The organism is Aeromonas sp. FDAARGOS 1407 (genome assembly GCF_019048725.1).
Taxonomy (GTDB): domain Bacteria; phylum Pseudomonadota; class Gammaproteobacteria; order Enterobacterales; family Aeromonadaceae; genus Aeromonas; species Aeromonas enteropelogenes.
In genome coordinates this window covers 586,210-611,239 of record NZ_CP077399.1, presented here as the reverse complement: position 1 = coordinate 611,239, position 25,030 = coordinate 586,210, and the positions used below count along the sequence as shown (strand labels likewise).

The window sequence follows — 25,030 nt, the reverse complement described above, 5'->3', positions numbered from 1 at the left end:
ATCTATTGTGATCCGGCACTGATTGGCAGAAGGAGACTTGCATGAGTGTGGAACTGAAATGGGCACTGCTGACGGCTGCAGGCGCGCTGGCGATGATCTTGGTTATCTGTGTGGCCTCCGTCGGTCTGGCGTGAATCACGCTCTCGTTCGTAGCATCAACCGGCCTTTGGGCCGGTTTTGTTTTTTGAGCTGTGCGGCTATGCTGGCGCACCGGTGAAAATGAAGAGAAGAGATGATGGCCAAGGTTCGCCCGCGTTCCCTGCTGCAGGTGGTGTTGATGGGATTTGTGCTGGTACTGATGCCGCTTGGCGGCATGATCTGGCATAACAGCAATGCTCTTTCCCACCTCAGCAAGCTGACCAGCGACGAGATGGAGCGGGCAGTCAAGGATACCCGCCGTGCCACCTTGCTGACGGCGCAGGCCATCGATATCGAGCGAACCCTGCGTCGTTATGTGGTGCTGGGGGATATCAGGAGCTTGGCCAGCTACCGCCAGCAGCTGTCGAGTTACCGCGAGCTGCTGGCGGAGCATCGCCACTCCATCGCCGACAGCGATGTTTACGGCGGACTTGAACAGGCGATCGAGTGGCTCGGTAGCCTGCAGGATATGACTCAGGCCAGGGCCGCGGTGGAGAACGACAAGCTCGTCCATTTCAATCAGCTCGGCCAGCAACTCGAACAGGTTACCCGCAGCCGGGTTGATGAGCGGATGGATCGGGTCCGCCTTACCATCGCCGGGCTGACCCGCGAGATCTGGTGGGTGAGTGGTGTAGTGGCCGTGCTCAGCCTGCTGCTGGTGCTGATCTTCACCTACCTTATTATTCACCCGGTGCGACAGATTGAGTCGCGCATTCTGAGCCTGGGGGCCGGCGTTGAACCGGATGCGGAGCCGGTGGATGGGCCGGCCGAACTGGTCTTGCTGGGAGAGCGGATCGTCTGGTTGCACGGCAAGCTCAAGGAGCTGGAACAGCAGAAGTACCAATTCCTGCGTCATGTCTCCCACGAGCTCAAGACGCCGCTGGCGGTGCTGCGGGAAGGATCGGATCTGCTCTGCGAACAGGTGGTTGGGCCGCTCACGCCGGATCAGTTGGAGATCTGCCAGATGCTGGACGAGAACAGCCGCCGTCTGCAGACCCTGATCGAGCGGCTGCTCGACTTCAACCGCCTCAGCCAGCAGGAGGTGTTCGAGCTGGAGCCGGTGCCGCTCAACCCTATTCTCGACAAGCTGGTCGCCGAATACCGGCTGGCATTGGAGTCCAAGCAGATCCGTGTACACTTGCCGACCGAGCCGGTGAGCCTGCTGGCCGAGCCCTATCGGCTGCAGTTGATCCTCGATAATCTGTTTTCCAATGCCGTCAGTTATGGTGCCAGTGGCGGCAATATCTGGATCCGCGCTGGCGAGGAGGCGCAGGGACACTGGCTGGTGGTCGCCAATGAGGGGCCCGAGATCCCCGAGGCCGATCAGCAGCGGATTTTTGAACCCTTCGAGCAGGGTAGCACGGTACGGCAAGGCATTCTGAAAGGCTCAGGCATGGGCCTCTCCATTGCCCGCGAGTCTGCCCACAGCCTGGGAGGGACATTGGTTCTGGTGAAAGATGAACAGGCGGATGTCTGTTTCAGGTTGACGTTGAAATGAGGACTATGAAGATACAACGCGTATTGCCAGCCCTGATCGCAGGGTTGATAGCGGGTTGCTCCTTGCTGCCACAACATGAACAGCGGGAGTCCTCCGATATCGCTTTTGCCAAGCGGATGGAGTTTGCCAACAAGGAGATGCAGGTGCGCCTGCAATACTCCGACTGGTTGCTGGCCAGCCATCCCCAGCAACGGGTCCAGGAGCGTCAGCGGCTCAAGGGGGCCGATGATCTGGAGAGCCGGGTCAGTCTGGCCATGGTGGACTCCCACCCGGCCGAGTCGGTGGCCAACCGCCGTGCCGGTCTGGCCAGACTCAAACAAATGCTGCCCGAGCTCGGTCTCGATACCCAGGCGTTTCTGCGCAGCTGGATTGCCCTCGGCGAGGCGGTCTTGGAACGGGATAGCCGGCGTGACGACCAGAGCCAGGAGATCCAGCGGCTGCGCCGCCAGATAGAGCAGCTTTCCGCCATCGACGACCAGCTCAACCAGCGCAAGCTCAACGAACATCGCGAGGTCCTGCCATGAGCCGGATCCTGCTGGTGGATGACGACGTCAGCCTGCTCAAGCTGATGAGCATGCGCCTGCGCAGTCAGGGTTATGAGGTGGATACCGCCGACAGCGCGGAAGGGGCCCTCGACCGGTTGCGCCAGCAACGGGCTGACCTGGTGCTGAGCGATCTGCGGATGGCGGGCATGGACGGTCTGGCACTGTTCGAGCGGATCCAGACCCAGTGGCTGGGGCTGCCGGTCATCATCATGACTGCCCACGGCACCATCCCGGATGCGATCCAGGCGACTCGCTCCGGGGTGTTCAGTTTTCTCACCAAGCCCGTCGACAAGGACGAGCTGTTTGCCACTATAGAGCATGCCCTGAGTCTGACTCGTCCCAAGCAGCAACAGGAGTGGCAATCGCTGATCCTGACCCGTAATCCCCAGCTGGAACAGGTGCTGATCCAGGCTCACAGCATGGCTGCCATGGAGGTGCCTGTGCTGATCATGGGGCCGTCCGGTTCAGGCAAGGGGGTGATGGCCCAGGCGCTGCATCAGGCGAGCCACCGCAGTGACAAGCCGCTCTATACCATCAACTGCGCCGCCATCCCCTGGGCTTCGCTGGATCTGCAACTGTTCGGTGAAGACGGTCACTCCGGCCTGTTCGAGCAGGCCAGGGGGGCGACCCTGTTTCTCGACGAGATCGGCGGGTTGTCGGAGTCGCTGCAGGCCAAGTTGCTGCAGGTGATGGAAGAGTACGGTCAGGGAACCCCCGAGGTGCGGGTGCTCAGCTCCAGCCATCAGGATCTGGTGAAGGCGATGGAGGAGGGACGCTTTCGTGAGGATCTCTTCTATCGCCTCAACGTGGCCAACATCACGCTGCCGTCGCTCAGCGCCCGCAGTGAGGACATTCCCCTGCTGGCTCGCCAGGCGCTCGATGAGTATCGCAGCCGCCACGAAGAGTGCGCCGTCATGGGCTTTTCGCCGGAGGCGCTGGCCATGCTGGCCGCTGCCGCCTGGCCCGGCAACGTGCGCCAGCTCTGCAACGTGGTGGAACAACTCGCCAGCCTCTGCTGCAGCCCGGTGATCGGCGCCGCCATGGTGGAGTCGGCCCTGAGTAGCGGTGGGGGCGGCATTCCCTCGTTCAACGAGGCGCGTGCCGAGTTCGAGAAGGAGTATCTGATCCGCTTGCTGCGCACCACCGAGGGTAACGTGACCCTGGCGGCCAACATGGCGGGCCGAAATCGAACCGACTTCTACAAGTTATTGAACCGCCACGGTATCGAGGCGGCCAACTTCAAGTCGAAGGGGTGACGGGGAAGAGACGGGAAAGCGGGCCTGGCAGCAGGCCCGTTTGTTTATCCGGAAAGCCGGCCCGGATCGGGGGAAGGGCTCAGGCCGGATCGGCCACGCCGGCGTCGGTCTGGGTCTTGCGGGAGAGCCAGAGACCGCTTGCCTTCATCAGATAGCCGAACAGGGCACCGATCACCAGAGAGGGCAGCACCAGCCGCCACTCACCAGCCGCGCCGAAGGTGGCACAGCAACCGGCAAAGGTGCCGGGAATATAGCCGAGCCACTGTTGCCTGGCCTGCACGCACATCAGGGTGGCCACCACGCCGGTCATCACATACCCCGCCACGCCGGCACCCCACCAGGCTTCGCCATTGAGCAGCAAGAGCGCCCACAGCATGCCGCTGGCATTGCACAGCAGGGTCTGCAGCAGCGCCTTGTAGCCGCCGCTGGAGGCAAAGTAGCTGGTACAGCCGAGGAAACCGACCCAGGAAAGCAGGCCGAACGCGACGGCAATCCAGCCCCAGAGGGCGGAGAGAATACCTGTGGTGATGGCGATGGCGATCAGTGGGCTCATGGCGCGATCCTGCTGTGGATTTCGAAGAAAAAGCAGCCTACGCCTGACTGGCGGGGCGGCAAGCGGGGGGCGAATTGTGTGTGATCTGCATCACTCTTTGCAACTCGGGAATACGCTTGCGCTCGCGAAAAAAATTCACTGGCGACCGGTCTGGCCCTGTTCCATAGTTAGGGGCCCTGTCCTGCTCATGGAGTGAGTCTGATGGTGCCAAATGTGCTCGTGCCCCTGCTGGTGTGCGTACTTCTGTTTCTGGTCGGAACCATGGCCAAGGCGCTGCCCCTGCACCCCCTCATGTAAATTTGTGTGAAATAAAAATCTGCCGGGGCGGGTCTTATCTGTATCGCCTCTATTCGTCGCCCCGGGAGTTTTTCATGCTGATCAAACGCTCTTCTTCACATCACCTCACCGAACGGGATGTTACCCCGGAAGCCGTCTATCAGGATCGCCGCCTGATCCTCAAGGGATTGGGCCTGGGGGCCGCGACCCTGGCATTCCCGACCCGGGCGGGTGTGCTCGATCTGTTTGGTGCTGACAAGGCATCCCCTGCGCCTGCAACCAAGGCGCTCAACAGCCCGCAGGCCGCGAGACCGGCTGGCATGGTGCTGACGCCGGAAGAGAAAGCCATCAGTTACAACAACTTCTACGAGTTGGGGACCGACAAGGGGGATCCGGCCCGCAATGGCCACAGCCTCAAACCCGAGCCCTGGACTCTGAAGGTGGAGGGGGAGGTGGCCAAGCCCTTCACCCTGGATGTGTGGGATCTCATCAACAATACCGAGCTGGAGGAGCGCATCTACCGGCTGCGCTGTGTCGAGGCCTGGTCCATGGTGCTGCCCTGGAACGGCATCTCGCTGGCGGATCTCATCCGCCGGGCCGAGCCGACCAGCCGTGCCAAGTTCGTGGCATTCGAGACCCTGTTTGACCCGAAACAGCTGCCGGGTCAGGCCTCCCGCAGCCTGGGGGGCGGCATCGATTATCCCTATGTGGAGGGACTGCGCATCGACGAGGCGATGCACCCGCTCTCCTTCCTGGCGATGGGGCTCTATGGCAAGACGCTGCCGGCCCAGAACGGGGCGCCGATCCGGTTGGTGGTGCCCTGGAAGTACGGCTTCAAGAGCATCAAGAGCATCGTCTCCATCCGGTTGGTGGAGGAGATGCCTCCCACCACCTGGAACCTGCTGGCCCCCAACGAATATGGCTTCTACGCCAACGTCAATCCACAGGTGGATCACCCGCGCTGGAGCCAGGCCAGCGAGCGCTTCATCGGCGAAGGGGGGCTGTTCGGTGCCAAGCGCCAGCCAACCCTGATGTTCAACGGCTATGCCGACGAGGTGGCCTCGCTCTATCAGGGCATGGATCTGCGCAAGTGGTATTGAGACAAGTTGGAGCTGACACCATGACATTGCGACTGACGGCGCGTCACATCACCTTGCTGCGGGCGTTGGTGCATCTGGGAGCGCTCGGCTTTTTGCTATGGCTGGGGTTTGCCATTCCGGCCGGACGGCTGGGGGGCGATCCCGTCCCCGAGCTGATTCATTATCTCGGCAAGGGGGCGCTCAACCTGCTGCTGCTCACCCTGCTGGTGTCGCCGCTCGCCAAGCGCTGGCGTCAGGGGCAGCTCATCAAACTGCGCCGCCCCCTTGGCCTCTGGTCTTTGGCCTGGGCCCTGCTTCATTTCATGACCTGGCTGGGGCTGGATCTGCAGTTTGACTGGGGGCTCATCGCGGGGGAGCTGGTCAAGCGCAGCTACATAGTAGTGGGCATGGTGGCGCTGCTGTTGCTGATTGCGCTTGGCATCACCTCGCTGCCGGCCTTGCAGCGCGCCATGGGGCCGGCCTGGCAGAAGCTGCACAACTGGGTCTATGCCATCGCCCTGCTGGTGCCGGTGCATTACTGGTGGTCGGTGAAAAGCGGCTGGCTGGAGCCCCTCATCTATCTGGCGCTGGCCTGTGCCTTGCTGCTGCCACGGCGGGACAGGTTGCTGCGCCCCTGGCGCGGACGCTGGAAAGCAAAAGAGGCCTAGTCGGCCTCTTTTTGTTTGATCTCGCCGGTGTAGGCATCGACGATGAGATGGACTTTCTCGTCCTGGCGATTGAGGGTGCGGACCTCGAACTTGTCGCCTTCCAGCTCCACTTCCCGGATGTCGTGATACCCTTGAGCCAGCAAGAGTTTGACCAGTCCGGCCATGTCGAGACGGTTCTCGAGCGCCCAGCCTGTGGCACTGAAAAGGCAGAGGATTAGCAGGAAACTGCGCGGGATCATATTCATTCCGGATTCATGGCTGGCAGACTATAAACCCCATTATGTTAGGTTTTTGGAGATGAATCATCCATGAATAGAGCGCTCCCTCTGCTCGGGCTCTTGTTGCCGGTACTGGCGCAGGCGATCACGCCTGATGAGGCCCAGTTGCAACAAGCTGTCCGCGAGGGACGGGTTCGGCCCTTCCAGGAGATGATGGAGGTGGCAGCCAGATTGCCGGTACGGGTGCTGCGGGTGGATCTGGGGGAAGAGGATGGTGTCTGGCTCTATGAACTGCGAGTGATCGACCGGGAGAACAGCGTGCTCAAGGTGGCCTATCGGGCCGACAACCTGGAGATGGTGTGGGCCAAGGGTCACCACCTGGAGCGGCTGTTCGTGCCCAGAGCGGATCCGGTTGACGAAGAGTAATCCCTGTTTGGAAAGCTGCTGATGCGAATTCTGATAGTTGAAGATGAAAAGACCCTGGCGGGCCAGTTGGCGGAACAGCTGAGGCTGTCCGGTTTTGTCACCGATCTCTGCCACGACGGCAACGAGGCGGGCTTTCTCGGCGAGACCGAACCCTATGACGCCATCATTCTCGATCTGGGTCTGCCGGGGCGCGATGGCCTGAGTGTGCTCAAGGAGTGGCGCAGCAAGGGGATCGACACCCCCGTGCTGGTGCTCACCGCCCGCGGCCAGTTGCACGAGAAGATCGAAGGGCTCAATGCCGGCGCGGATGACTACCTCACCAAGCCGTTCCAGGTGGCCGAGCTGGTGGCCCGGGTCCATGCCCTGGTGCGCCGTGCGGCGGGCAATGCCAGCTCGATCCTGGAGATCGGCGGGGTTCGCCTCGACATGGCGGCCTCCCAGGTGTGGTATGAGGGCACCCCCATCAAGCTCACTGCCCACGAGTTCCGGGTGCTGGGCTACCTGATGCAACACAGGGGCAAGGTGGTGTCGCGCAGCGAGCTTATCGATCACATCTATGCCCAGGATTTTGACCGCGATTCCAACACCGTTGAGGTGTTCATCGGCCGGATCCGCAAGAAGACTCATCCCGACTTGATTGAAACGGTGCGTGGCCTCGGATACCGGATCAACGAATGAGGCTGGTCAGAACTCTGCGGGGACGGCTGGTCGCCATCGCCCTGGTGTGGTGCGGCCTGTTCCTGTTTGCCACCGGCTTCAGCCTGCAGACCATGATGCGCAACTACTGGCAGGAGGCGGAAGCCGATGGCCTGCGTCTGCAGCTCTATGACCTGCTCTCCCGGCTGGAGGTGGCGAAAAATGGCCTGCCGGTGGTGAGTGAGCCCTTGTCGGATCCCCGCTTTCGCCAGCCCTATTCCGGCCACTACTGGCAGCTGGAGCTGGAGCATCACGTCATCGGCCGCTCCCGCTCCCTGTGGGACACCAATCTCAATACCCAGGGGCTGAAATCCGCCTTCGGCGACCCGGATCTGTTTCTCGGGCGGGGCCCCAACAAGGAGCCCCTCCTGATCATGACTCGCACTGTGCTGCTGCCGGGGTCGGACAAGGTGTTCACCCTGGTGATGGCGAAAGACAGCAGCGCCCTGACCCAGACCCTGAAGAAGACCCGGATCAGCCTCTTCTTAGGCCTCGGTTTTGCTGCTGCCGGTCTGGTGCTCGGCTTCATGTTCCAGATCGTCTACGGCCTGCGCCCGCTGCATCTGCTGCGCCGCGAATTGAGCCGGGTGCATCAGGGGCATCAGGAGGGGTTCAGGCTGCGCTACCCGCTGGAGATCCAGCCGCTGGTGGAGGACATCAACCGGTTGCTGCACCACTACAGCGAGCTGCTGCAGCGGGCCCGCTCCCACACCGGCAACCTGGCTCACGCCCTCAAGACGCCGCTGAGTATCATGCGCAATCAGGTAGCCCAGCTGCCGCCTGAGGATCAGGCCGCCATCGGCGAGCAGCTCGACCAGATCCAGCGTCACATCGACTATCACCTCGGCAAGGCGCGGGTGACCGGGGCGGCCAAGATCCTGGGGGTCTCGACGCCGGTGCGGGCCAGGGTGGAGTACATCTGCCGCGCCTTCTCCCGCCTCTATCCGGGCAAGACGGTGGATTTGCAGGTGCCCGCCAATCTGGCGGTCGGGGTGGAGGAGCAGGATTTTGACGAGATGGTGGGCAATTTGCTGGAAAACGCCTTCAAGTGGTCTGCCAGCCAGCTGCGCATCTCCAGCGCCGAACTGGGGGGCTGGATCACCCTGCGCATTGAGGATGATGGCCCCGGCATGAGCGAGGATCAGATCGCCAAGGCGGTGCTGCGCGGAGTGCGCCTTGACGAGAAGGTGCCGGGCTCTGGGCTTGGCCTCAATATCGTATCCGATCTGGCGGAAGCCTATCGGGGCAGCTTCATTATGGGCCGCGCCGAGCTGGGCGGTCTGGCGGCCTCGCTCTCCCTGCCCAAGGTGGCAAGAGTAGAGAGCTAGGCATAAGATATGGCACTTGTTTCAGCCTGAGGAAGAGAACCATGACTGACGATCCGTGGGCACTATGTCATCTTGACGATTCATTCGATGCCTCTGTGCTGGGCACCAAAGGCGCCCAGATCCAGTGGTTTGAAGACAGGGACGGCCTGATCCAGTTCCTGCTGGAGGATTTTGTCGATCTGCTGGCCGATGTCGGCGAGCTGGACGAGGAGCAGACCGAACAGGCACGCGAACGCTTCACCCTGCTGGTGGAACAAAGCTTCGATGATCGCACTCTGATGGACGCGATCAACGATCTCGCCTCCGGTCTGCGCCGCATCGCCTGGTTGGGGCCGCTCTCCGAGCTGGCGGAGATCAGCGACGAATTTGCCTCCGGCCTGCGCCGCTACTTCTGGAGCCAGTACGATGGCGACGAGGATGACCCGGATGCCTGGGTGCCGGAAGAGCTCTGGCCCCAGCTGGTGGAGTGCGCTCAGGAATATATGGAGGAAGGGGACTTCTGATCCTGTCCCCGGCTTCTGTTGCAGCAGAGATAAAAACGGCGCCTGGATGGCGCCGTTTTTGTTGCACTTTGTCAGGTTCTGGCGTTGTCAGGCACCGGCCGGTACCGCGTGGGCGGTGTTGGGCAGCGCAGGGCCTGTGTACTTCTCAATCTGCAGCTGGGCCATGTGGCCGCAGTTGCCTTGGGCCAGGCTGGAGGAGCCTTCATCGAAGGTGAGGCAGTTGACGTTGCCGTTCTTGCAGATGCTGCCCACGTCACCCGGCTTGGCCGGATCGAACCAGGCCCCTTCGCAGATCCGCACCACCCCCTGGCGAATATCCTCGGAGATGAGCGCCCCCACCAGGATCTGGCCGCGATCGTTGAAGGCGCGTACCAGATCCCCCTGGGCGATGCCGCGAGCCTTGGCATCCGCCGGGTTGATCATGATGGCTTCGCGATCGGCGATGGCGAACTTGTCTCGCAGCGGAGTGTTGTCCAGCTGGGAGTGCAGCCGCTGGGTCGGGTGCGAGGTGTTGAGGGACAGGGGATAAGCGGTGGCCACCTCGCTCTTGATCCACTCTTTCGGTTCATACCACTTGGGATGACCGGCGCAGTCGGCGTAATCCATGCCTGCCACCGTATTGGAGAAGATCTCGATCTTGCCTGACGGGGTGCCGAGCGGATTGAGCAGCGGGTTCTCGCGAAAATCGGCGTGGCGTACCCACTCTCGGCTCGCCTCGGGCACCGGGAAGCGCACATAGTTGTTGGATTCCCAGAACATGTTGAACGGCGGCAGCGCCACCCTGGCACCGCGCGCCTGGGCCGCCATGCCGTCGTACATCTGCTTGAGCCACAGCATCTCGTCCTTGCCTTCGGTGTACTGATCCTGCACACCCAGCTTGGCCGCGATGGCGCTGAAGATGTCGAAGTCGTTGCGCGCTTCAAACTGGGGCGGCACGCACTGGTGCATCGGGAAGACGTAGCGCTGGGAGTAGTCCCCGCCCATCTCCAGATCGTTGCGCTCATAGCTGGTGGTCACCGGCAGGACGATGTCGGCCTGCTTGGCGGTGGCGGTCCAGTAGGGCTCGTGGACGATCACGGTCTGCGGCTTGCGCCAGGCCTGGATCAGGTTGTTGGTGTCCTGATGGTGGTGGAAGGGGTTGCCGCCCGCCACATAGACCAGCTTGATGTCCGGATAGGTGACCTTGCGACCGTTGAAGTCGATGGTCTTGCCCGGATTGGCGAGGCAGTCTGCGATTCGAGCCACCGGGATCGGCGCCGGGCTGTTCTTCGGTGCGTTGCCGGCTGAGATCCCCGCCAGGATGCCGCCCTTGGCGGTGGGGCTGCCGCCGGAGGAGTAGTGGTAGCTGAAGCCAAAGCCACCGCCCGGCAGGCCGATCTGGCCCAGCATGGCGGCCAGGGTGACCAGCATCCAGTTGGGCTGCTCGCCGTGCTGCTGACGCTGCATGCCCCAGCCCGCCATGATCATGGTGCGTTTGCCGGCCATGTCGAGGGCCAGCTGGCGAATGACCTTGGCGTCGACGCCACATACAGTGCTCGCCCATTCGGCGCTCTTCGGCTGGCCGTCGTCCTTGCCGAGCAGGTAGGCGAGGAACTTGTCGAACCCGACGGTGTAGCGGTCGAGGAAGGCCTGATCGTGTTTCTTCTCGCTATACAGGGTGTGGGCGACCCCCAGCATCATGGCGACGTCTGTGTAGGCGTTCGGGGCGATCCATTCGGCATTCAGCTGTTTGGCGGTCTCGTTGTAGATGGGATCGATGCTGATGACGCGGGTACCCTTCTCCCTGAGCGCCTTGAAGCCGGCCTGACCCTCGTGATCCGGCATGTTCCAGCTGTTCTTAAGGGTGACTTGGGCGTTGACCCCCCAGAGCACCACCAGCTCGGCGTTTTCCACCACGTTGGGCCAGGCAGTCTGCTGCTCGTACACCTCGATGGAGCCCATCACGTGGGACATGATCACCTGGGCGGCACCGGTGGAGTAGTCACCGGCATAACCGGTAAAGCCGCCGGCCAGGTTCATCAGACGGTGCAGCAGGGTACGGCTGTTGTGGAACATGCCGACGCTCTTCCAGCCGTAGGAACCGGCGTGGATGGCCTGCGGGCCAAAGTCGCTCTGTACCCGTTTGATTTCGCCGGCGACCAGCTCGATGGCCTTCTCCCAACTCACCCGCACCCATTCGTCGGCACCGCGCAGTTCGGTCTTGGCCCCCGGGCCATGTTCCAGCCAGCTCTTGCGTACCATGGGGTACTTGATGCGGTTCTTGGCGTGGACCTGGAACGGCGCCATGTCGATGAGATCGTTCGGGGCCGGATCATCGGCCACCGGCTGGACGCGCACCATGCGCCCCTCTTCGACGATGGCTTCGAAGGCACCCCAGTGGGCGCCGGTGAGGATGCCCTTCTGGGCCGGCACCAGGGTCGGGAACTGGCTCAGCGCCGTGCTGATGGCCTGGGCCAGGGCGCTTTTCGGGAACAGGCCGCCGAGCAGGGGCAGGGCGGCGCAGGCACCCAGACCCTTGAGCAGGGTGCGGCGGGACAGATTGGTTTTCTTGTCGTTGTAAAAAGTCATAACGGTTTTCCTCTGTGCCAGCCTTAGTGGGCCGCGCTCATGTCACTGGCGTGTTTCTGGACATACTGGGTCAGCATGCGCGACTGTTCGGGGGTCAGGGAGGTGCGAGATTCCATCCCCTTGATGACGCCGATCCACTGGTTGGCATTGAAGTGATCCAGCGCGGTGAGGCCGTGGCAGCCGGTACAGTTATTGGACATCAGGGTGGAGGCGTATTGCCACAGCTTGCCCTGATCGCCGATGAGCTGGCTCTGGTCAACCCAGGCGGTCAGGCTGACCTGATGCCAGGTGAGGTTGGTGGCGCTGTCGGTTTCGCTCTTGCCGGTGACCAGCTCCTTCTTGGCTGCGTCGCCGACCAGGGCGCTCAGGATCCGTTTGCCGGGGGCGGCGTAGAAGACTTCGCTCACGCCATCCTGCTGCCAGCCGTCGATGCGCACCTGGGCACGGCCGTTCTCGTTGGCCAGCACTTCCACCTGGGTGGAGGGCATCAGGGTGCCTTCGTCAGTCTTGGCGTTGGCATCGAGGAACAGCGGGGTGGTGGCGATGGCGTAGCGGGTAGTGACGCTGGCCGGGGTCTGGGCGGCAGCCTGGGCCAGTTCGCTGGCGCCGGCGGCGGCCAGGCCGCTCATGTCGGGCATGATGTGGGCGACGCCGCGGTGGCAGTCGATGCAGGTCTGGCCATCCTTGATGGCGACCGGGTGCTCGGCGCGGGCGTTGGGGCGCTGGGCCAAGATGTCCATCGCCTCATAACTGTGGCAGCTGCGGCAGGTGGCCGAGTCGTTGGCCTTAAGCTCGTCCCACACCGACTGCGCCATGCGCAGCTTGTGGGCCTCGTATTTTTCCGGGGTGTCCAGGGTGCCGATCGCCTCGTGGTAGATATCCTTCACGGCGCGGATCTTGGTCCACAGATAGGAGGTGGGATCCCCCGGAATGTGGCAGTCGGCGCACTCGGCGCGGATCCCCTTGGTGTTCTGGAAGTGAACGCTGCCCTGGTACTCGGCAAGCGGGGTCTGCATCGAGTGGCAGGAGACGCAGAATTCGGTGGAGCTGGTCTTGTGCAGCACAGTCACTGTCACCCCCAGTGCCGCGACGCCCAGCAGGGCTCCGAGCAGCAGGAGCCAGAACCAGGTTTTTCGGGTCAGTTTTCCAATCATGACGACATTGTCCTACAGTTATTTTGTACCAATATAGTAGTACCTCCATGGTAGTGGTATCGGTGGTTGTAAGACGTTGACCTTTGTCATGCTTTATATTTTTTGAATGGCGTCACACTTCGTGATTAATTTATTTTTTGGAGTTATTGCTGAATTAAATTCACCACTTGGATCGCTGCCTGTTTTCTGACCCTTTCCTTTGCAGCTGTTAGCCTCCTCGCAAAACCCTCCCGGATTCATTGATATAGTCATGAGTGAGCCCCCATGGAGCGTCGCTGATGAGCCCCTTCTCCCTGTTGTGTGTTGCCGCCGATGTACAGATGCTGGCCGAGTTCGAGCAGGAGCTGGCCCCGTTGCTGAGTCACTTCAATCTGGTGGTGGTGGCCGGACAGCAGTCCGCTGAACAGGCGCTGGACGAGCTGGAAGGCAAGGGGCAACTGCCCGCCGTGGTGGTGTGCGACAGCGATCTGGGGGATGGCCGGGGGGCCGACTTCCTCATCCACCTTGGCGATCGCCACGATGCGTGCCGCAAGATCCTGCTGGGCAGCCAGCCGGAGATGAAATCCATCATAGAGGCGGTCAACCTGGGCCGGCTCGACTACTACCTGCAGCTCCCCTGGCGCGATGGCAGTCTCCGCCGGGCGGTGATCGAACAGGCCAGCCATTTCGTGCTGCAGCACCCCGAGGTGGATCTGCTTAGCTATGCCGCCGTGCTCGACAACCAGAAGCTGCTGCGAGCTCACGTCGATCGCAAGATGGCCGAGTACCGCCAGGGCTTCATGGATTACACCCATTGCAGTGATGAAGAGCTCTCCCGGGTGGTGATCGAGGGGCTCTACCAGTTCTTCGAAGGGGATGACGAGGCCAAGGTCTGTCTCCACTACAGTCCGGGCCATGTGCTGACCCGGGAAGGGGAGCCGAATCGCTTTCTCTGGTTCATCGCCAAGGGGGAGGTGGTACTGCGCAAGCGCGATGAGCAGGGGATTGAGCAGGAGGTGGTGCACTATCGTACCGGCTCCCTGGTGGGGGGCATGTCCTTCGTCACCGGCGAACCCGCTTTCACCACGGCGGTGACCCTGACCGGGGCCGAGGTGATCAAGCTCGACAAGCTGCAGTTTTCCCGCGTCATGCAGGCCCGAAGCGAACTGCTTCCCTCCTTCACTAGCCTGTTGCTGCGCCACTTCAACCGCCGTCTGCAGAACAGCATTCGCACCGAGATCCGCTTGCAGCAGACCCTCAACTCCCTCGATGCGGCCTATGCCCAGCTGGTGGAGAGCGAGAAGATGGCTGTGCTGGGGCAGCTGGTGGCTGGCGTAGCCCATGAGCTCAACAATCCGGTGGCGGCCATCATCCGCGGCAGCGAAACCCTGCGGGCCGCCATCCCCGATCTGGTCAACCTCGAGCTGCCCGCCGCCATCAAAGGTCTGGGCAACCAGACCCTCTGCCAGGCCCTGACGGCCCAACCGGTCTCGACCAGCGAGATCCGCGACAAGACCCGCCAGGCGGAGGGGCGTTTCGGTGATCGCCAGCAGGCGCGGCTGGCGGTGCAGATGCATCTGGATGACGAGCTGAGCTGGCAACGCTGGTTTGCCGGCCGCACTGGCGCACAGCGGGAGGCCCTGCTGGCGCAGCTGGAGCTGTTCCAGCAGACCGGCAGCTTCCTGCGCAATATAGAGGTGTGTGCCCGCCGCATCGGCGATCTGGTCAAGAGTCTCAAACAGTATGCCCGCCAGGACGGGGATGAGCCCTCGCTGGTGGACTTGCACGAGGGGCTGGAAGACACCTTGATGATCTTCGAAAACCGCCTCAAGCAGCACGAGCTGTGCAAGGAGTACCAGCCGCTGCCGCCGGTGCGCTGCCATCCCATCGCCCTGCAGCAGGTGTGGACCAACCTCATCGGCAACAGCCTGGATGCCATGAGCGGCCCTGGCCGGCTCACCATCCGCACTGCCCTGCTGGATCCCGAGTTGGTCATGGTGGAGGTGGAGGACACGGGCTGCGGCATTCCTCCCGAACTGCGGGAGCGGATCTTCGATCTCAACTTCACCACCAAGCGAGAGGGCCATTTTGGCCTCGGCATCGGCCTGAGCGTGGCGTTGCAGATAGTGCAGCAGCACCACGGCCGGATCGAGGTGGCCTCCGAACCTGGCCGCTACACCCGGATGCGGGTCTGTCTGCCGCTGGATGGCAGGGGGCACGCCAGCCATGGGGGAGAAAATCATCACAAGGAACACGCGGCCTGACGCGGCCGCCGACATCAACCGGCGGGGCCGTCGCGAGATGCCGCCAAGGAGGAAAAACAATGAAAAACTACCTGATCCTGTGTGTGGATGACGAGCGGGAAGTGCTGGAGGCGGTGATCCACGATCTCGCCCCCTTCCGTACCCACTTCGAGCTGGAGGCCGCCGAGAGTGTCGATGAAGCACGCGCCGTGGTGGATGAGTGGGAGAGCGAGGGGGGCAAACTGGCCCTGATCCTCTGCGACCACATCATGCCGGGGACTCTCGGCATCGACTTTCTCATCGAGCTGAACCAGCGCGCCAGTACCCGGGCCAGCCGCAAGCTGCTGCTGACCGGTCAGGCGGGGCTGGAGGCGACCGTCGAGGCGGTTAATCGCGGCGGCCTGCACTACTATCTGGCCAAGCCGTGGAAGCTGGAGACGCTGCAAGAGGCGGTGCGGGAGCAACTCACCGATTATCTGCTGGCGGAGGATGGCGACAACGCCTTTCATTACGCCTCCCTGCTCAACCAGGCCAGGCTGTTTGCCGCTATTCACGACCATCCGTTCGACGAATAGCGGCGGTTGGGCTTTGCCGCACTGGGTTGTATACTGTCTGCATATACAGTATTGCAGGTAGCCACAGATGCGACTCTTTATCGCCGAGAAGCCCACTCTCGGCCGCGCCATAGCCGATGCACTGCCCAAGCCCCACAAGAAGGGGGAAGGTTTCATCGAGACCGCCCAAGGGGATGTGGTCACCTGGTGCATCGGCCATCTGCTGGAGCAGGCCGAGCCCGATGCCTATGACGCCGCCTTCAAGCAGTGGCGGATGGAACATCTCCCCATAGTGCCGGATCAGTGGCAACTGGTGGCCAAGCCCAAGACCAGGACCCAGCTCACCGTCATCAAGCGCTTCATCAAACAGGCCGACTGCGTGGTCAACGCCGGTGACCCGGACAGGGAGGGGCAACTGCTGGTGGATGAGGTGATCGATTTTCTCGGCTACCCCAAAACCAAACCGGTGCAGCGCTGCCTCATCAGCGATCTCAATCCGCCGGCGGTGCGCCGCGCCCTCGACAAGCTCAGGGACAACAAGGAGTTCGTGCCGCTGGCGGTGTCGGCCCTGGCTCGTAGCCGGGCCGACTGGCTCTATGGCATCAACATGACCCGCGCCTACACCCTGCTGGGGCGCAAGGCGGGCTGCAGCGAGCTGCTCTCGGTGGGGCGGGTGCAGACCCCGCTGCTGGGGCTGGTGGTGCGCCGGGATCTCGAGATCGAGGTCTTCGTCCCCAAACCCTTCTACGAAGTGCTGGCCCATCTGGTGACCGATGGCAACGAATGCTTTACCGCCAAGTGGCTGCCCTCCGAAGCTTGCCTGCCGTGGCAGGATGAAGAGGGGCGGGTGCTCAGCCGGGCGCTGGCCGACAAGGTGGTGAGCCGGATCAACGGCCAGCCGGCGCAGGTGGAGTCGGTGGAAGAGCAGGCTCGCAAGCAGGCGGCGCCGCTGCCCTACAACCTCTCCAGCCTGCAGATCGATGCGGCCAAGCGCTTCGGCATGGATGCCAAACGGGTGCTGGACGTGTGCCAGAGCCTCTATGAGCGCCACAAGCTCATCACCTATCCCAGATCCGACAGCCGCCATCTGCCAAGTGATCACTTCAGCCGGGCCCCCCAGGTGCGTGAGGCCATCGCCGCCACGGCCCCCGCTCTGGCCAAGGCGGTGAGCGAGGCGGACGGCAAGATCCGCAGCAAGGCGTGGAACGACAGCAAGGTGGATGCCCACCACGCCATCATCCCCACTGAAAAGCGCGGTAACGAGGGGAGCCTGGGGGCCGACGAGGCCAAACTCTATGGCCTGATCGCCCGCCAGTACCTGCTGCAGTTCTATCCGCCGTTCGAGTACAACGACAGCAAGGTGCTGCTGCGTATTGCCGGCGGCCTGTTCCAGGCCAAGGCGCGTCGCATCCTCAAGGCGGGCTGGAAGGCATTGCTCGGGGTGGAGGAAGATGACGATGAAGAGAAAGCCGGCACTCTGCCCGCCCTGAAGGAGGGAGAGCAACTGTTATGCGAGCGGGGTGAGCTGCTGGAGAAGATGACCCAGCCGCCCAAGTCGTTTACCGATGCCACCCTGCTGGCTGCCATGACGGGGATTGCCCGTTATGTGCAGGATCCCGAGATCCGCAAGACCCTGCGGGAAACTGATGGCCTTGGCACCGAGGCGACCCGGGCCGGCATCATAGATCTGCTGTTCAAGCGCCGCTTCCTGGTGCGTCAGGGCAAGGTCATCAAGGCGACCCCCACCGGGCGGGCGCTGATCCAGGCCTTGCCGACCAGCGCCACTACCCCGGACATGACGGCGTTATGGGAGCAGAGTCTCGGTCGGATTGCCGAGCGCCACGGCAGCTACCAGCAGTTCATGGGACCGCTGACCGAACAGTTGCACGGGCTGGTGGAGGGAGCCAGGCAGGATTCCGGGGCCGGTTTCAGCGCCCTGCCCAAGGAGGCGCCCGGCGCAGCCAAGCGGCGTTTCACCCGGCGCAAGGGGACGGCCAGCACGACCGGCGGATCCCGACCACGCAAAACGACCAGCAAGTGCCAAATCAGGGCGGCATGACGAAAAAAGGCGCCCGTCCTGGGCGCCAAAGGCATTGTTGTCAGGCTGCCCGGGCGGGCAAGTTGGCGCGGATCCTGTGCTGGTAGTGCAGAACCACACCGAGGAACACCAGATCCTTGAAGATGAAGAACTCGGTGACCGGCACGCCGTCGACCACCTTCCAGACCCCTGTCAGGGTCAGCAGGAAGCTCAGGGTAACCAGGAAGGTGACGATAGCCCCCATGCTGCTCCAGTAACCGATGCGGGGTTGCCACAGACCTACGACCAGCCCGACGGCGATCACTATCTCGGCCAGCCCGATCAGGTTCGATACGCCCTGTTCCGACAGGGGGCCATAGAGCCAGCTCATCAAGGGGTGGCTGGCTACCAGTGGCTTGATGGCGGCCGCCTCGGTCGGGGTGAACTTGAACACGCCGATCCAGAGCAGGGTCAACACCACGCCCGCCAGGGCGATCAGAAAGCCTTTGTCATGTTGCTGCATGGGGGAGCCTCGCTTAAGGGGTCAGGGTGACGGGCGGGAAGTCGATATCGGTCGCCGCCAGATGGTTGCCATAGTTGGTCAGGGTATTGACCACCACCTGTCCGAGCACCTCCAGCAGCAGTTCGTCATCCACACCGGCGGCGCGGGCGCTCGCCAACTGCTCGTCACTGATGACCCCACGCTGGCTGACCAGCGCCGTTGCCAGCTGCAACAGCGCGTGATCGAGGGGATCCGCCGCCTGGCCGAGACGGGCTGCGCGGATCTCCTGGGCCGAGAATCCGGCCTTGCCCGCCAGCAGGGTGTGGGCAGACAAGCAGTATTGGCAGGCGTTGGCCTGGCCGATGGCCAGTGCCAGCAGTTCTCGTTGAGGGGCGGTGAGGCGTCCCTTGCCGAGGGCATCGGCAAAAGCCAGGAAGCCGTTAAGCAGGGCTGGCGAGTGGGCCAGGGTGGCGTAGAGGTTGGGCACCATGCCCAGAGTGCGTTGCAGGGTGGCCAGGGTCGGGGCGGCAGACGGTTGCGGCTGGGATACGGGTTGGATACGGCTCATGATGTACTCCTGTGTGTTGGTGAAGGTACGGGAGACAGTGTGCCGTCGTTCTTGATACGGTTTATCACCATTTATCTTTAAATAGATACTATTCGTCTCAAATATGGATCCACTCTCCACCCTGTTGGCCCATGCCACCCCCGAAGCCAGGCTCTTCTTCGCCGGCAACCTGTGCCAGCACTCCCCCAGCGACGATTACCCGGGCGGCGGACATCTCCATCTGCTGCGCAGTGGAGCCCTGACGCTGCGTGAAGAGGGAGGGGACAGCCTGCTGCTCGAGGAGCCGACTCTGATCCTGTTTCCCTGGGGGCGCCGGCACAGGCTTGAGCCCAGAAAGCTGGGGGGCTGCGATCTGGTGTGTGCCAACGTGGCGTTCGGGCAGGGGGGCGCATCGCCGCTGCAGCAGGCGTTGCCGGACTCGCTGGTGTTGCCGCTGCGAGCGCTGCCTGCCCTGACGCCGGTGCTGGATCAGCTGTTTGACGAGGCCTTTCACCCCCGCTATGGGCAGGAGCCGGTGCTCTCCCGCCTGCTGGAGGTGCTGTTGATCCTGCTGCTCCGTCATCTGGTCGAGCGGGGGGAGTGCCAGCAGGGGATGCTGGCGGGTCTGTCCGATCCCCAGCTGGCGAGGGCTATTTCGGCGATGCATCAGCGCGGAGATGAACCCTGGACCGTGGCCACGCTGGCGCGGGAGGCCGGCATGTCGCGGGCCCGTTTTGCCGCACGGTTTCAGGAGCGGATCGGTCAGGCGCCGCTCGGTTATCTGACCCGTTGGCGCATGGCGCGTGCCTGCCAGCAATTGTTGGCGGGGGAATCCATGGTGCAGGTGGCGCTGGGGGCGGGATACAGCGGTAGCGTCGCTTTCGGCCGGGCGTTCGAGCGGGAGCTGGGGATGAGTCCGGGGCGCTGGCTTAAGGCACAGCGGGAGCGGGCAGAATAGAAACGGGGCAGCCAGTGGCTGCCCCGTTCTCATGATCGATCAACCCGTGTAGACACCCTCTTCCGGGTAGCGGATGCGAGTCTCGACCGGGCGAGCCAGCATGAAGGCCAGGGTGAGGGGGCCAAGACGGCCACAGATCATCACCAGCACCAGGATGAGTTTGCCCGGCTCGCTCAGGGAGCTGGTGATACCGGTGGAGAGGCCGACGGTAGCAAAGGCCGAGATGGTCTCGAACATGATTTTGTCGAACGGCAGATCCTCGGTGATCATCAAGAGGAACATGGCCAGCATCAGCCCCATGACGCTGACCATGATGATGGCCAGCGAACGGGTCACTATCTGGGGCGACAGGGTGCGGCCAAAGGCAGTGACGTGGGGGCGCTTGGTCAGGAAGGCCTTGGTGGCGAGCAGGACCACCGCAAAGGTGGTGACCTTGATACCGCCCCCCGTGGAGGTGGCGCCGGCCCCGATGAACATCAGCATCATCATGAACAGCAGGGAGGCGGGCACCATCTGGCCGATGTCGATGGAGTTGAACCCCGCCGTCCGGGCGCTGGCCGACTGGAAGAAAGCCGCCAGCAACTGGCTGCCCAGGCTGGCTTCACCCAGAGTGCCCGGGTTGTTGTGCTCAAGCAGCCAGAACATCAGGGTACCGATCAGCAGCAGGGCGGGCGTCATCACCAGCATCAGTTTGCTATGGAGCTTGAGCCTGCGCCAGCGGCGGTTGCGCACCAGATCGACGATGACGGTAAAGCCAAGCCCCCCCAGGATCAGCAGGCCGGCGATGGTGAGGCTGATGAGAGGGTCATCTCGATAGTCCATGAGATTGTTGGCAAACAGCGAGAAGCCGGCGTTGTTGAAGGCCGATACCGCATGGAAGAAGCTGACGTAGAAGCCGTGGACCCAGCCCATCTCGGGCACCCAGCGAATGGCCATGATGGCGGTGCCGATCAGCTGGGCGATGAAGGCGAACAGCACGATGCGCTTGACCAGCTGGACTATGTTGACCGATCCCTCCTGGCCCAGCGCCTCCTTGGCCAGCACCTGCTGGCGCAGGCCGACCCGCTTGCTGAACATGGCGATCAGCAACAGGGTCATGGTCATCTGGCCCAGACCGCCAATCTCCATCAGGATGAGCAGGAAGATCTGCCCTTGCAGGGTGAAGGCGGTACCTGTATCCACGACCCCGAGGCCGGTTACGCTGATGGCCGAGGTAGCGGTAAACAGGGCGTTGATGAAGGTGACTTCGCCCTTGTGGCTGGAGGGCTGTACCAGAAAGATGGTGCCGACCAGCAGGATGAGCAGAAAGCTGCCGAGGATCAGCCGGGCTTCGCTCCAGCGGGACTCATCCTTCTGATACAGGGCGAAGGTGTAATTGCTGCGCCAGTTGATCATAGGGTTTCAAGCCAGTGATCGATGGCGTGTTTGTTGCCAGCCAGGATCAGGATATCTCCCAGCTGCAGCTCCATCTTGCCGGTCAGCACGTTGTGCAGGGTTTCGCCGCGCTTGATGGCGAGCAGCTGGAAGTCACTCTGTTGCAACAGGTGGAAGTCGCTGAGGGCCTTGCCGTTTAGCTGCAGACCGATGACGAACTCGGTCAGCACCATGTCATGGCCCAGTTCCAGATAGTCGAACAGACGGTTGTCGAGCATGCTCTGGGCGACCCGGCGACCCATGTCCCACTCAGGGTTGATCACCTTGTCGGCCCCCACCTTCTGCAGGATCTTGGCGTGAAACTTGTCGCGCGCCTTGACCCACACCTTCTTCACGCCGGCTTCTTTCAGCACTAGGGTGGTGAGGATGCTGGTCTCCAGATTGTCACCGATGGCGACGAAGACGATGTCGAAGTTGGCAAGCCCCAGCTCGGCCACTGTGGCCTCATCGGTGGCATCGGCAACGATGACATGGTTGCACAGGGTGGCGATCTGGCGGGTTCTGCTCTCGTCGATGTCGATAGCCAGTACCTCGGCATCCTGTCGTTGCAGCTCTTCGCACAGGGCGCTACCAAACAGGCCCAGGCCGATGACGGCAAACTGGTTGTTCATGAGTGGTTCCTCAACAGTTGGATCTGTCTACTCTAAACCACTGTTATTCGGCCGGAAAGAGCCCAGGTTTTTCGTCATCGACCAACTTGAGGTAGACTGCGCCTTCGCACCAAGCCGGGACAGACCGATGAAACTGAATGCCAACGCCTCCCTGTTGAGTCTCAACACCCTTGCCCTCGATGCTCATTGCCTCTGGCTGGCCGAGGTGGAGCAGGTCGCCGATCTGGGCAACCTGCGCGCCGACTCCCAGCTCGGGTCTTTGCCGCGTCTGACTCTGGGCGGCGGCAGCAATGTGCTGTTTACCACCGATTTCCTCGGGCTGGTGATCCTCAACCGTCTGAAAGGGATCGAGATGCAGGATGACGGCGATCACTGGTTGCTCCATGTGGCGGCGGGCGAGGATTGGCATCAGCTGGTGTGCCATGCCCAGCAGCAGGGGTGGCATGGACTGGAAAACCTGGCGCTGATCCCGGGTACGGTCGGCGCAGCACCGGTGCAAAACATCGGGGCCTATGGTGTCGAGCTGGCCACCTTCTGCGACTATGTGGATGCGTTCAACTGGCAGAGCGGCGAGATGGAGCGGATCGCGGCGGACCAGTGCCGTTTCGGCTATCGCGACAGCATCTTCAAGCATGAGTATCAGGATACTCACCTGATCACCGCCGTTGGCCTGCGTCTGCCCAAGGCCTGGCAACCCGTTGCGGGCTACGGCCCGTTGGCAGCCCTTGGTGAATCCCCAACGGCCCGGGCCATTTTCGATACCGTCTGCGCAACCCGGATGGCCAAGTTGCCTGACCCCGCTGTGCTCGGCAATGCGGGCAGCTTCTTCAAGAACCCCGTGGTGCCGGCCGAGCTGGCGCAGCGGCTCAAGCAGCAGTATCCGCAGATGCCCAGCTACCCGGCCGGAGAGGGTGAGGCCAAGCTGGCCGCGGGCTGGCTCATCGATCAGTGTGGCCTCAAGGGCTTTGCCATCGGTCGCGCCGCCGTCCATCAGGAGCAAGCGCTGGTGCTGGTCAACCTCGGTGGCGCCAGTGCCATGGAGCTGATCGCCCTGGCGGCCCACGTGCGTGACAGCGTGGAGCAGAAGTTTGGTGTGGTGCTGGAGCACGAGGTGCGCTTCATGGGTGCGCAGGGAGAAACCTGGCTTGACGAGGTGCTGGCATGACATTGACACCCATCAGACAGACCCTGATTTCCCTGCTCAGCGACGGTCAGTTCCACTCCGGCGAACAGCTGGGTGAGCAACTCGGCATCAGCCGTGCGGCGGTGAGCAAGCATATGGCTGCCCTCAAGGGGCTGGGGCTGGATCTGTTCAGTCTGACCGGCAAGGGTTATCGATTGGCTGTGCCGCTGGCCCTCTACGATCAGGCCCAATTGCAAGCCTTGGCCCCGATGGCGCCAATCCACTGCTTCCCGGTCATCGACTCCACCAACCAGTTCCTGCTGGAGCGGGTCAACCAGGCCCGCGCCGGCGAGTGTTGCCTGGCCGAGTGTCAGACCGCCGGCCGTGGTCGTCGTGGCAAGCCGTGGATTTCGCCATTTGGTTGTCAGCTGATCTTGAGCATGTACTGGCGGCTGGAGCAGGGGATGGCTGCTGCCATGGGATTGAGCCTGGCAGTGGGCGTTGCCGTGGTGGAGGCGCTGGAATCCCTGGGTTATCAGGGAGTTGAGCTCAAGTGGCCCAACGATCTCTACTATCAGGGGCGCAAACTGGCAGGGATCCTGGTGGAGATGAGCGGCAGTGCCGGTGCCAGTTGCCATCTGGTGATCGGGGTAGGGCTCAATCTGGCCATGCCTGCCCGGGAAGGGGAGAGAATTGATCAGGCCTGGGCCGAACTGCGCCACATCAGCCCAGAGCTGGTTGATCGCAACCAGTTGGCTGCCAGGGTGATAGAGCACCTGCAAACCGCCATGCAGACCTTCGAACAGAGCGGATTGGGGAGCTTCGTCGACGCGTGGAACCGGCTCGATCATTTTGCCGGTCGCCCTGTCCGTCTGCTGATGGGCGATCAGGAGGTCCGCGGCATCGCCAGGGGGATCGACGATCGCGGTGCCCTGCGTCTGGAGACGGAGGAGGGGATCAAGTTCTATCTGGGCGGTGAAATCTCCCTGCGCCGGGGAGACTGAGGGTACAGTGACAGTTATAAACGAAGAGGGGGCCACTGGCCCCCTCTTCGTTTATCCGTTGTCTGTTCAAGCCGTCACTTGCGCAGTTTGATCTGTTCGATGGCATGCTCTTGCCCCTTGGTCAGGATCAGGTTGGCTCGCTCCCGAGTTGGCAGGATGTTTTCTTGCAAATTCAGATAGTTGATATCTTGCCAGATGTTGCCGGCAATCCGGGTCGCTTCGCTTTCCGCCAGTTTGGCATAGTGGTGGAAGTAGGAGTCCGGATCCGAGAATGCACCGCTGCGAAACTTGAGGAAACGCTCGATATACCAAGTGCGCAGCAACTCGGCATCGGCATCCACATAGATGGAAAAGTCGACGAAATCAGACACGAACACGCGGTGTGGATCCTGCGGGTAGTCCATGCCGCTTTGCAGCACATTGAGCCCTTCTAGGATCAGGATGTCCGGCTGCTCCACCACCTTCTTCTCGTCGGGAATGATGTCGTAGATAAGGTGGGAATAGACGGGGGCCTCCACCTTTTCGTGTCCGGCACGAATGTTGGCGACAAACTCCACCAGATGACGGATATCGTAGGATTCGGGGAATCCCTTGCGGCGCATCAGGCCGCGCTCCTCCAGCACCTTGTTGGGATAGAGAAAACCGTCGGTAGTGACCAGCTCTACCCGCGGATGCTCCGGCCAGCGTTCCAGCAGCGCTTGCAGGATGCGTGCCGTGGTGCTTTTGCCACCGGCCACGCTGCCCGCGATGCTGATGATGTAGGTGCCCTTGCCTCGGGACTGGCCGAGAAACTGCTCCAGCACCCGGCTGCGACGCTGCTTGGCCTTGACGTAGAGATTGAGCAGACGGGAGAGCGGCAGATAGATCTCTTCGACTTCCCGCAATGACACCTTCTCGTTGATCCCGCGCAGGGTCTGCAGATCGTGCTCGGTCAGGGTCAGGGGGACCGAATCGCGCAATAACGCCCATTGTTCGCGGGTGAATTGCAGATAGGGGTTATGCTCTGTCGTCATGGTGTCGTCACTGTTTCTTGGGCACGGCGACCATACACCAAGGGTGGGGGAGCGACAAGCGACCTGGCGGGATTGCCCGATTTGTCGCCATGTTTTTGCAAACTCGGCGGCAATAAAGCACTTTTTGCCGGGCTCAATG

Annotated in this window: 25 protein-coding genes; 16 read left to right on the top strand and 9 right to left on the bottom strand. The window is 62.4% G+C overall.

Annotation, left to right across the window (positions count from 1 at the left end; translation table 11 throughout):
• The first annotated feature begins 41 nt into the window (after positions 1-41).
• The 4 genes from I6L37_RS02950 (at position 42) to I6L37_RS02935 (ending at position 3,437) form a co-directional block, all read left to right on the top strand.
• A complete protein-coding gene (locus I6L37_RS02950; RefSeq protein ID WP_124239460.1) occupies positions 42-134 on the top strand; it encodes a YnhF family membrane protein in 93 nt (30 codons plus the stop codon).
• A gap of 101 nt (positions 135-235) precedes the next feature.
• Positions 236-1,636, top strand: a complete 1,401-nt coding sequence (locus tag I6L37_RS02945; protein WP_042072622.1) for an ATP-binding protein — start codon at positions 236-238, stop codon at positions 1,634-1,636.
• 5 nt (positions 1,637-1,641) lie between these two features.
• Positions 1,642-2,160, top strand: coding sequence for a hypothetical protein (locus tag I6L37_RS02940; protein ID WP_026456990.1), 519 nt, complete (start codon positions 1,642-1,644; stop codon positions 2,158-2,160).
• A complete protein-coding gene (locus I6L37_RS02935; RefSeq protein WP_216993230.1) occupies positions 2,157-3,437 on the top strand; it encodes a sigma 54-interacting transcriptional regulator in 1,281 nt (426 codons plus the stop codon). The genes I6L37_RS02940 and I6L37_RS02935 overlap by 4 nt, the downstream gene beginning before the upstream one ends.
• A gap of 79 nt (positions 3,438-3,516) precedes the next feature.
• Here the strand turns inward: I6L37_RS02935 and I6L37_RS02930 are convergent, their stop codons facing one another.
• Positions 3,517-3,990, bottom strand: coding sequence for a DUF1097 domain-containing protein (locus I6L37_RS02930; RefSeq protein WP_042072502.1), 474 nt, complete (start codon positions 3,988-3,990; stop codon positions 3,517-3,519).
• A gap of 371 nt (positions 3,991-4,361) precedes the next feature.
• Between I6L37_RS02930 and msrP the strand changes: the two genes are divergently transcribed.
• Positions 4,362-5,366: a protein-methionine-sulfoxide reductase catalytic subunit MsrP gene (msrP, locus tag I6L37_RS02925; RefSeq protein WP_061476777.1), complete on the top strand. Its 1,005-nt coding sequence runs from the start codon at positions 4,362-4,364 to the stop codon at positions 5,364-5,366.
• A gap of 20 nt (positions 5,367-5,386) precedes the next feature.
• The gene (msrQ, locus tag I6L37_RS02920) at positions 5,387-6,013 is read left to right on the top strand and encodes a protein-methionine-sulfoxide reductase heme-binding subunit MsrQ (protein WP_216993229.1); all 627 of its coding nucleotides are present in this window, start codon (positions 5,387-5,389) and stop codon (positions 6,011-6,013) included.
• Here msrQ and I6L37_RS02915 read toward each other — a convergent pair.
• Positions 6,010-6,258 carry a PepSY domain-containing protein gene (locus tag I6L37_RS02915; RefSeq protein WP_216993228.1) on the bottom strand — a complete coding sequence of 83 codons (249 nt, stop codon included), beginning with the start codon at positions 6,256-6,258 and terminating at the stop codon, positions 6,010-6,012. The two genes, msrQ and I6L37_RS02915, sit on opposite strands and share 4 nt — an antisense overlap.
• Before the next feature lie 63 nt (positions 6,259-6,321).
• Here I6L37_RS02915 and I6L37_RS02910 point away from each other — a divergent pair, with 63 nt between their 5' ends.
• From I6L37_RS02910 to I6L37_RS02895, 4 genes are read left to right on the top strand one after another with little or no spacing between them, the layout of a single operon-like run.
• A complete protein-coding gene (locus I6L37_RS02910; RefSeq protein ID WP_026458645.1) occupies positions 6,322-6,657 on the top strand; it encodes a PepSY domain-containing protein in 336 nt (111 codons plus the stop codon).
• A gap of 21 nt (positions 6,658-6,678) precedes the next feature.
• Positions 6,679-7,335, top strand: coding sequence for a response regulator transcription factor (locus I6L37_RS02905; RefSeq protein WP_042025200.1), 657 nt, complete (start codon positions 6,679-6,681; stop codon positions 7,333-7,335).
• Entirely contained in the window at positions 7,332-8,681 is a 1,350-nt protein-coding gene (locus I6L37_RS02900; protein ID WP_042025199.1) for a sensor histidine kinase, read from the top strand. The genes I6L37_RS02905 and I6L37_RS02900 overlap by 4 nt, the downstream gene beginning before the upstream one ends.
• A 41-nt stretch (positions 8,682-8,722) precedes the next feature.
• Positions 8,723-9,184, top strand: a complete 462-nt coding sequence (locus I6L37_RS02895; protein WP_026457286.1) for a hypothetical protein — start codon at positions 8,723-8,725, stop codon at positions 9,182-9,184.
• An 87-nt stretch (positions 9,185-9,271) separates the two neighbouring features.
• On the opposite strand, the gene torA is transcribed toward I6L37_RS02895, so the two are convergent.
• The gene (gene torA / locus I6L37_RS02890) at positions 9,272-11,752 is read right to left on the bottom strand and encodes a trimethylamine-N-oxide reductase TorA (protein ID WP_216993227.1); all 2,481 of its coding nucleotides are present in this window, start codon (positions 11,750-11,752) and stop codon (positions 9,272-9,274) included.
• Positions 11,753-11,775: 23 nt separating this feature from the next.
• Positions 11,776-12,906, bottom strand: a complete 1,131-nt coding sequence (locus tag I6L37_RS02885) for a NapC/NirT family cytochrome c (protein WP_026457288.1) — start codon at positions 12,904-12,906, stop codon at positions 11,776-11,778.
• A gap of 278 nt (positions 12,907-13,184) precedes the next feature.
• On the opposite strand from I6L37_RS02885, the gene I6L37_RS02880 reads away from it, so the two are divergent.
• From I6L37_RS02880 to I6L37_RS02870, 3 genes are all read left to right on the top strand, one after another.
• On the top strand, positions 13,185-15,149 hold the full coding sequence (locus I6L37_RS02880; RefSeq protein WP_216993226.1) for an ATP-binding protein: 1,965 nt from the start codon (positions 13,185-13,187) through the stop codon (positions 15,147-15,149).
• Positions 15,150-15,208: 59 nt separating this feature from the next.
• On the top strand, positions 15,209-15,703 hold the full coding sequence (locus I6L37_RS02875) for a response regulator (RefSeq protein WP_201942202.1): 495 nt from the start codon (positions 15,209-15,211) through the stop codon (positions 15,701-15,703).
• Between the two features lie 67 nt (positions 15,704-15,770).
• On the top strand, positions 15,771-17,741 hold the full coding sequence (locus I6L37_RS02870) for a DNA topoisomerase III (RefSeq protein ID WP_216993225.1): 1,971 nt from the start codon (positions 15,771-15,773) through the stop codon (positions 17,739-17,741).
• Positions 17,742-17,781: 40 nt separating this feature from the next.
• On the opposite strand, the gene I6L37_RS02865 is transcribed toward I6L37_RS02870, so the two are convergent.
• Together I6L37_RS02865 and I6L37_RS02860 are read right to left on the bottom strand one after the other, a co-directional pair.
• Positions 17,782-18,222, bottom strand: coding sequence for a DUF417 family protein (locus tag I6L37_RS02865; RefSeq protein WP_216993224.1), 441 nt, complete (start codon positions 18,220-18,222; stop codon positions 17,782-17,784).
• A 13-nt stretch (positions 18,223-18,235) separates the two neighbouring features.
• Positions 18,236-18,769 (bottom strand): carboxymuconolactone decarboxylase family protein, encoded by a 534-nt coding sequence (locus I6L37_RS02860; RefSeq protein ID WP_042072493.1) that lies wholly within the window; start codon positions 18,767-18,769, stop codon positions 18,236-18,238.
• Positions 18,770-18,872: 103 nt separating this feature from the next.
• On the opposite strand from I6L37_RS02860, the gene I6L37_RS02855 reads away from it, so the two are divergent.
• A complete protein-coding gene (locus I6L37_RS02855; RefSeq protein WP_216993223.1) occupies positions 18,873-19,706 on the top strand; it encodes an AraC family transcriptional regulator in 834 nt (277 codons plus the stop codon).
• Positions 19,707-19,745: 39 nt separating this feature from the next.
• Here the strand turns inward: I6L37_RS02855 and I6L37_RS02850 are convergent, their stop codons facing one another.
• Together I6L37_RS02850 and I6L37_RS02845 are read right to left on the bottom strand one after the other, a co-directional pair.
• Complete coding sequence (locus I6L37_RS02850) at positions 19,746-21,101, bottom strand: TrkH family potassium uptake protein (protein WP_216993222.1); 1,356 nt, start codon at positions 21,099-21,101, stop codon at positions 19,746-19,748.
• A complete protein-coding gene (locus tag I6L37_RS02845; RefSeq protein WP_026457411.1) occupies positions 21,098-21,751 on the bottom strand; it encodes a TrkA family potassium uptake protein in 654 nt (217 codons plus the stop codon). The genes I6L37_RS02850 and I6L37_RS02845 overlap by 4 nt, the downstream gene beginning before the upstream one ends.
• A gap of 127 nt (positions 21,752-21,878) precedes the next feature.
• On the opposite strand from I6L37_RS02845, the gene murB reads away from it, so the two are divergent.
• Together murB and birA are read left to right on the top strand one after the other, a co-directional pair.
• On the top strand, positions 21,879-22,916 hold the full coding sequence (gene murB, locus I6L37_RS02840; protein WP_216993221.1) for a UDP-N-acetylmuramate dehydrogenase: 1,038 nt from the start codon (positions 21,879-21,881) through the stop codon (positions 22,914-22,916).
• Positions 22,913-23,878, top strand: coding sequence for a bifunctional biotin--[acetyl-CoA-carboxylase] ligase/biotin operon repressor BirA (birA, locus tag I6L37_RS02835; protein WP_216993220.1), 966 nt, complete (start codon positions 22,913-22,915; stop codon positions 23,876-23,878). Before murB ends, birA begins: the two co-directional genes overlap by 4 nt.
• Before the next feature lie 74 nt (positions 23,879-23,952).
• On the opposite strand, the gene coaA is transcribed toward birA, so the two are convergent.
• Positions 23,953-24,891, bottom strand: a complete 939-nt coding sequence (gene coaA / locus I6L37_RS02830; RefSeq protein WP_026457408.1) for a type I pantothenate kinase — start codon at positions 24,889-24,891, stop codon at positions 23,953-23,955.
• Between the last annotated feature and the right edge of the window lie 139 nt (positions 24,892-25,030).

Coding starts and splice junctions, on each gene's coding strand:
- I6L37_RS02950 (WP_124239460.1), top strand. CDS start 42: ATGAGTGTGGAACTGAAATGGGCACTGCTGACGGCTGCAGGCGCGCTG.
- I6L37_RS02945 (WP_042072622.1), top strand. CDS start 236: ATGGCCAAGGTTCGCCCGCGTTCCCTGCTGCAGGTGGTGTTGATGGGA.
- I6L37_RS02940 (WP_026456990.1), top strand. CDS start 1,642: ATGAAGATACAACGCGTATTGCCAGCCCTGATCGCAGGGTTGATAGCG.
- I6L37_RS02935 (WP_216993230.1), top strand. CDS start 2,157: ATGAGCCGGATCCTGCTGGTGGATGACGACGTCAGCCTGCTCAAGCTG.
- I6L37_RS02930 (WP_042072502.1), bottom strand. CDS start 3,990: ATGAGCCCACTGATCGCCATCGCCATCACCACAGGTATTCTCTCCGCC.
- msrP (WP_061476777.1), top strand. CDS start 4,362: ATGCTGATCAAACGCTCTTCTTCACATCACCTCACCGAACGGGATGTT.
- msrQ (WP_216993229.1), top strand. CDS start 5,387: ATGACATTGCGACTGACGGCGCGTCACATCACCTTGCTGCGGGCGTTG.
- I6L37_RS02915 (WP_216993228.1), bottom strand. CDS start 6,258: ATGAATATGATCCCGCGCAGTTTCCTGCTAATCCTCTGCCTTTTCAGT.
- I6L37_RS02910 (WP_026458645.1), top strand. CDS start 6,322: ATGAATAGAGCGCTCCCTCTGCTCGGGCTCTTGTTGCCGGTACTGGCG.
- I6L37_RS02905 (WP_042025200.1), top strand. CDS start 6,679: ATGCGAATTCTGATAGTTGAAGATGAAAAGACCCTGGCGGGCCAGTTG.
- I6L37_RS02900 (WP_042025199.1), top strand. CDS start 7,332: ATGAGGCTGGTCAGAACTCTGCGGGGACGGCTGGTCGCCATCGCCCTG.
- I6L37_RS02895 (WP_026457286.1), top strand. CDS start 8,723: ATGACTGACGATCCGTGGGCACTATGTCATCTTGACGATTCATTCGAT.
- torA (WP_216993227.1), bottom strand. CDS start 11,752: ATGACTTTTTACAACGACAAGAAAACCAATCTGTCCCGCCGCACCCTG.
- I6L37_RS02885 (WP_026457288.1), bottom strand. CDS start 12,906: ATGATTGGAAAACTGACCCGAAAAACCTGGTTCTGGCTCCTGCTGCTC.
- I6L37_RS02880 (WP_216993226.1), top strand. CDS start 13,185: ATGAGCCCCTTCTCCCTGTTGTGTGTTGCCGCCGATGTACAGATGCTG.
- I6L37_RS02875 (WP_201942202.1), top strand. CDS start 15,209: ATGAAAAACTACCTGATCCTGTGTGTGGATGACGAGCGGGAAGTGCTG.
- I6L37_RS02870 (WP_216993225.1), top strand. CDS start 15,771: ATGCGACTCTTTATCGCCGAGAAGCCCACTCTCGGCCGCGCCATAGCC.
- I6L37_RS02865 (WP_216993224.1), bottom strand. CDS start 18,222: ATGCAGCAACATGACAAAGGCTTTCTGATCGCCCTGGCGGGCGTGGTG.
- I6L37_RS02860 (WP_042072493.1), bottom strand. CDS start 18,769: ATGAGCCGTATCCAACCCGTATCCCAGCCGCAACCGTCTGCCGCCCCG.
- I6L37_RS02855 (WP_216993223.1), top strand. CDS start 18,873: ATGGATCCACTCTCCACCCTGTTGGCCCATGCCACCCCCGAAGCCAGG.
- I6L37_RS02850 (WP_216993222.1), bottom strand. CDS start 21,101: ATGATCAACTGGCGCAGCAATTACACCTTCGCCCTGTATCAGAAGGAT.
- I6L37_RS02845 (WP_026457411.1), bottom strand. CDS start 21,751: ATGAACAACCAGTTTGCCGTCATCGGCCTGGGCCTGTTTGGTAGCGCC.
- murB (WP_216993221.1), top strand. CDS start 21,879: ATGAAACTGAATGCCAACGCCTCCCTGTTGAGTCTCAACACCCTTGCC.
- birA (WP_216993220.1), top strand. CDS start 22,913: ATGACATTGACACCCATCAGACAGACCCTGATTTCCCTGCTCAGCGAC.
- coaA (WP_026457408.1), bottom strand. CDS start 24,891: ATGACGACAGAGCATAACCCCTATCTGCAATTCACCCGCGAACAATGG.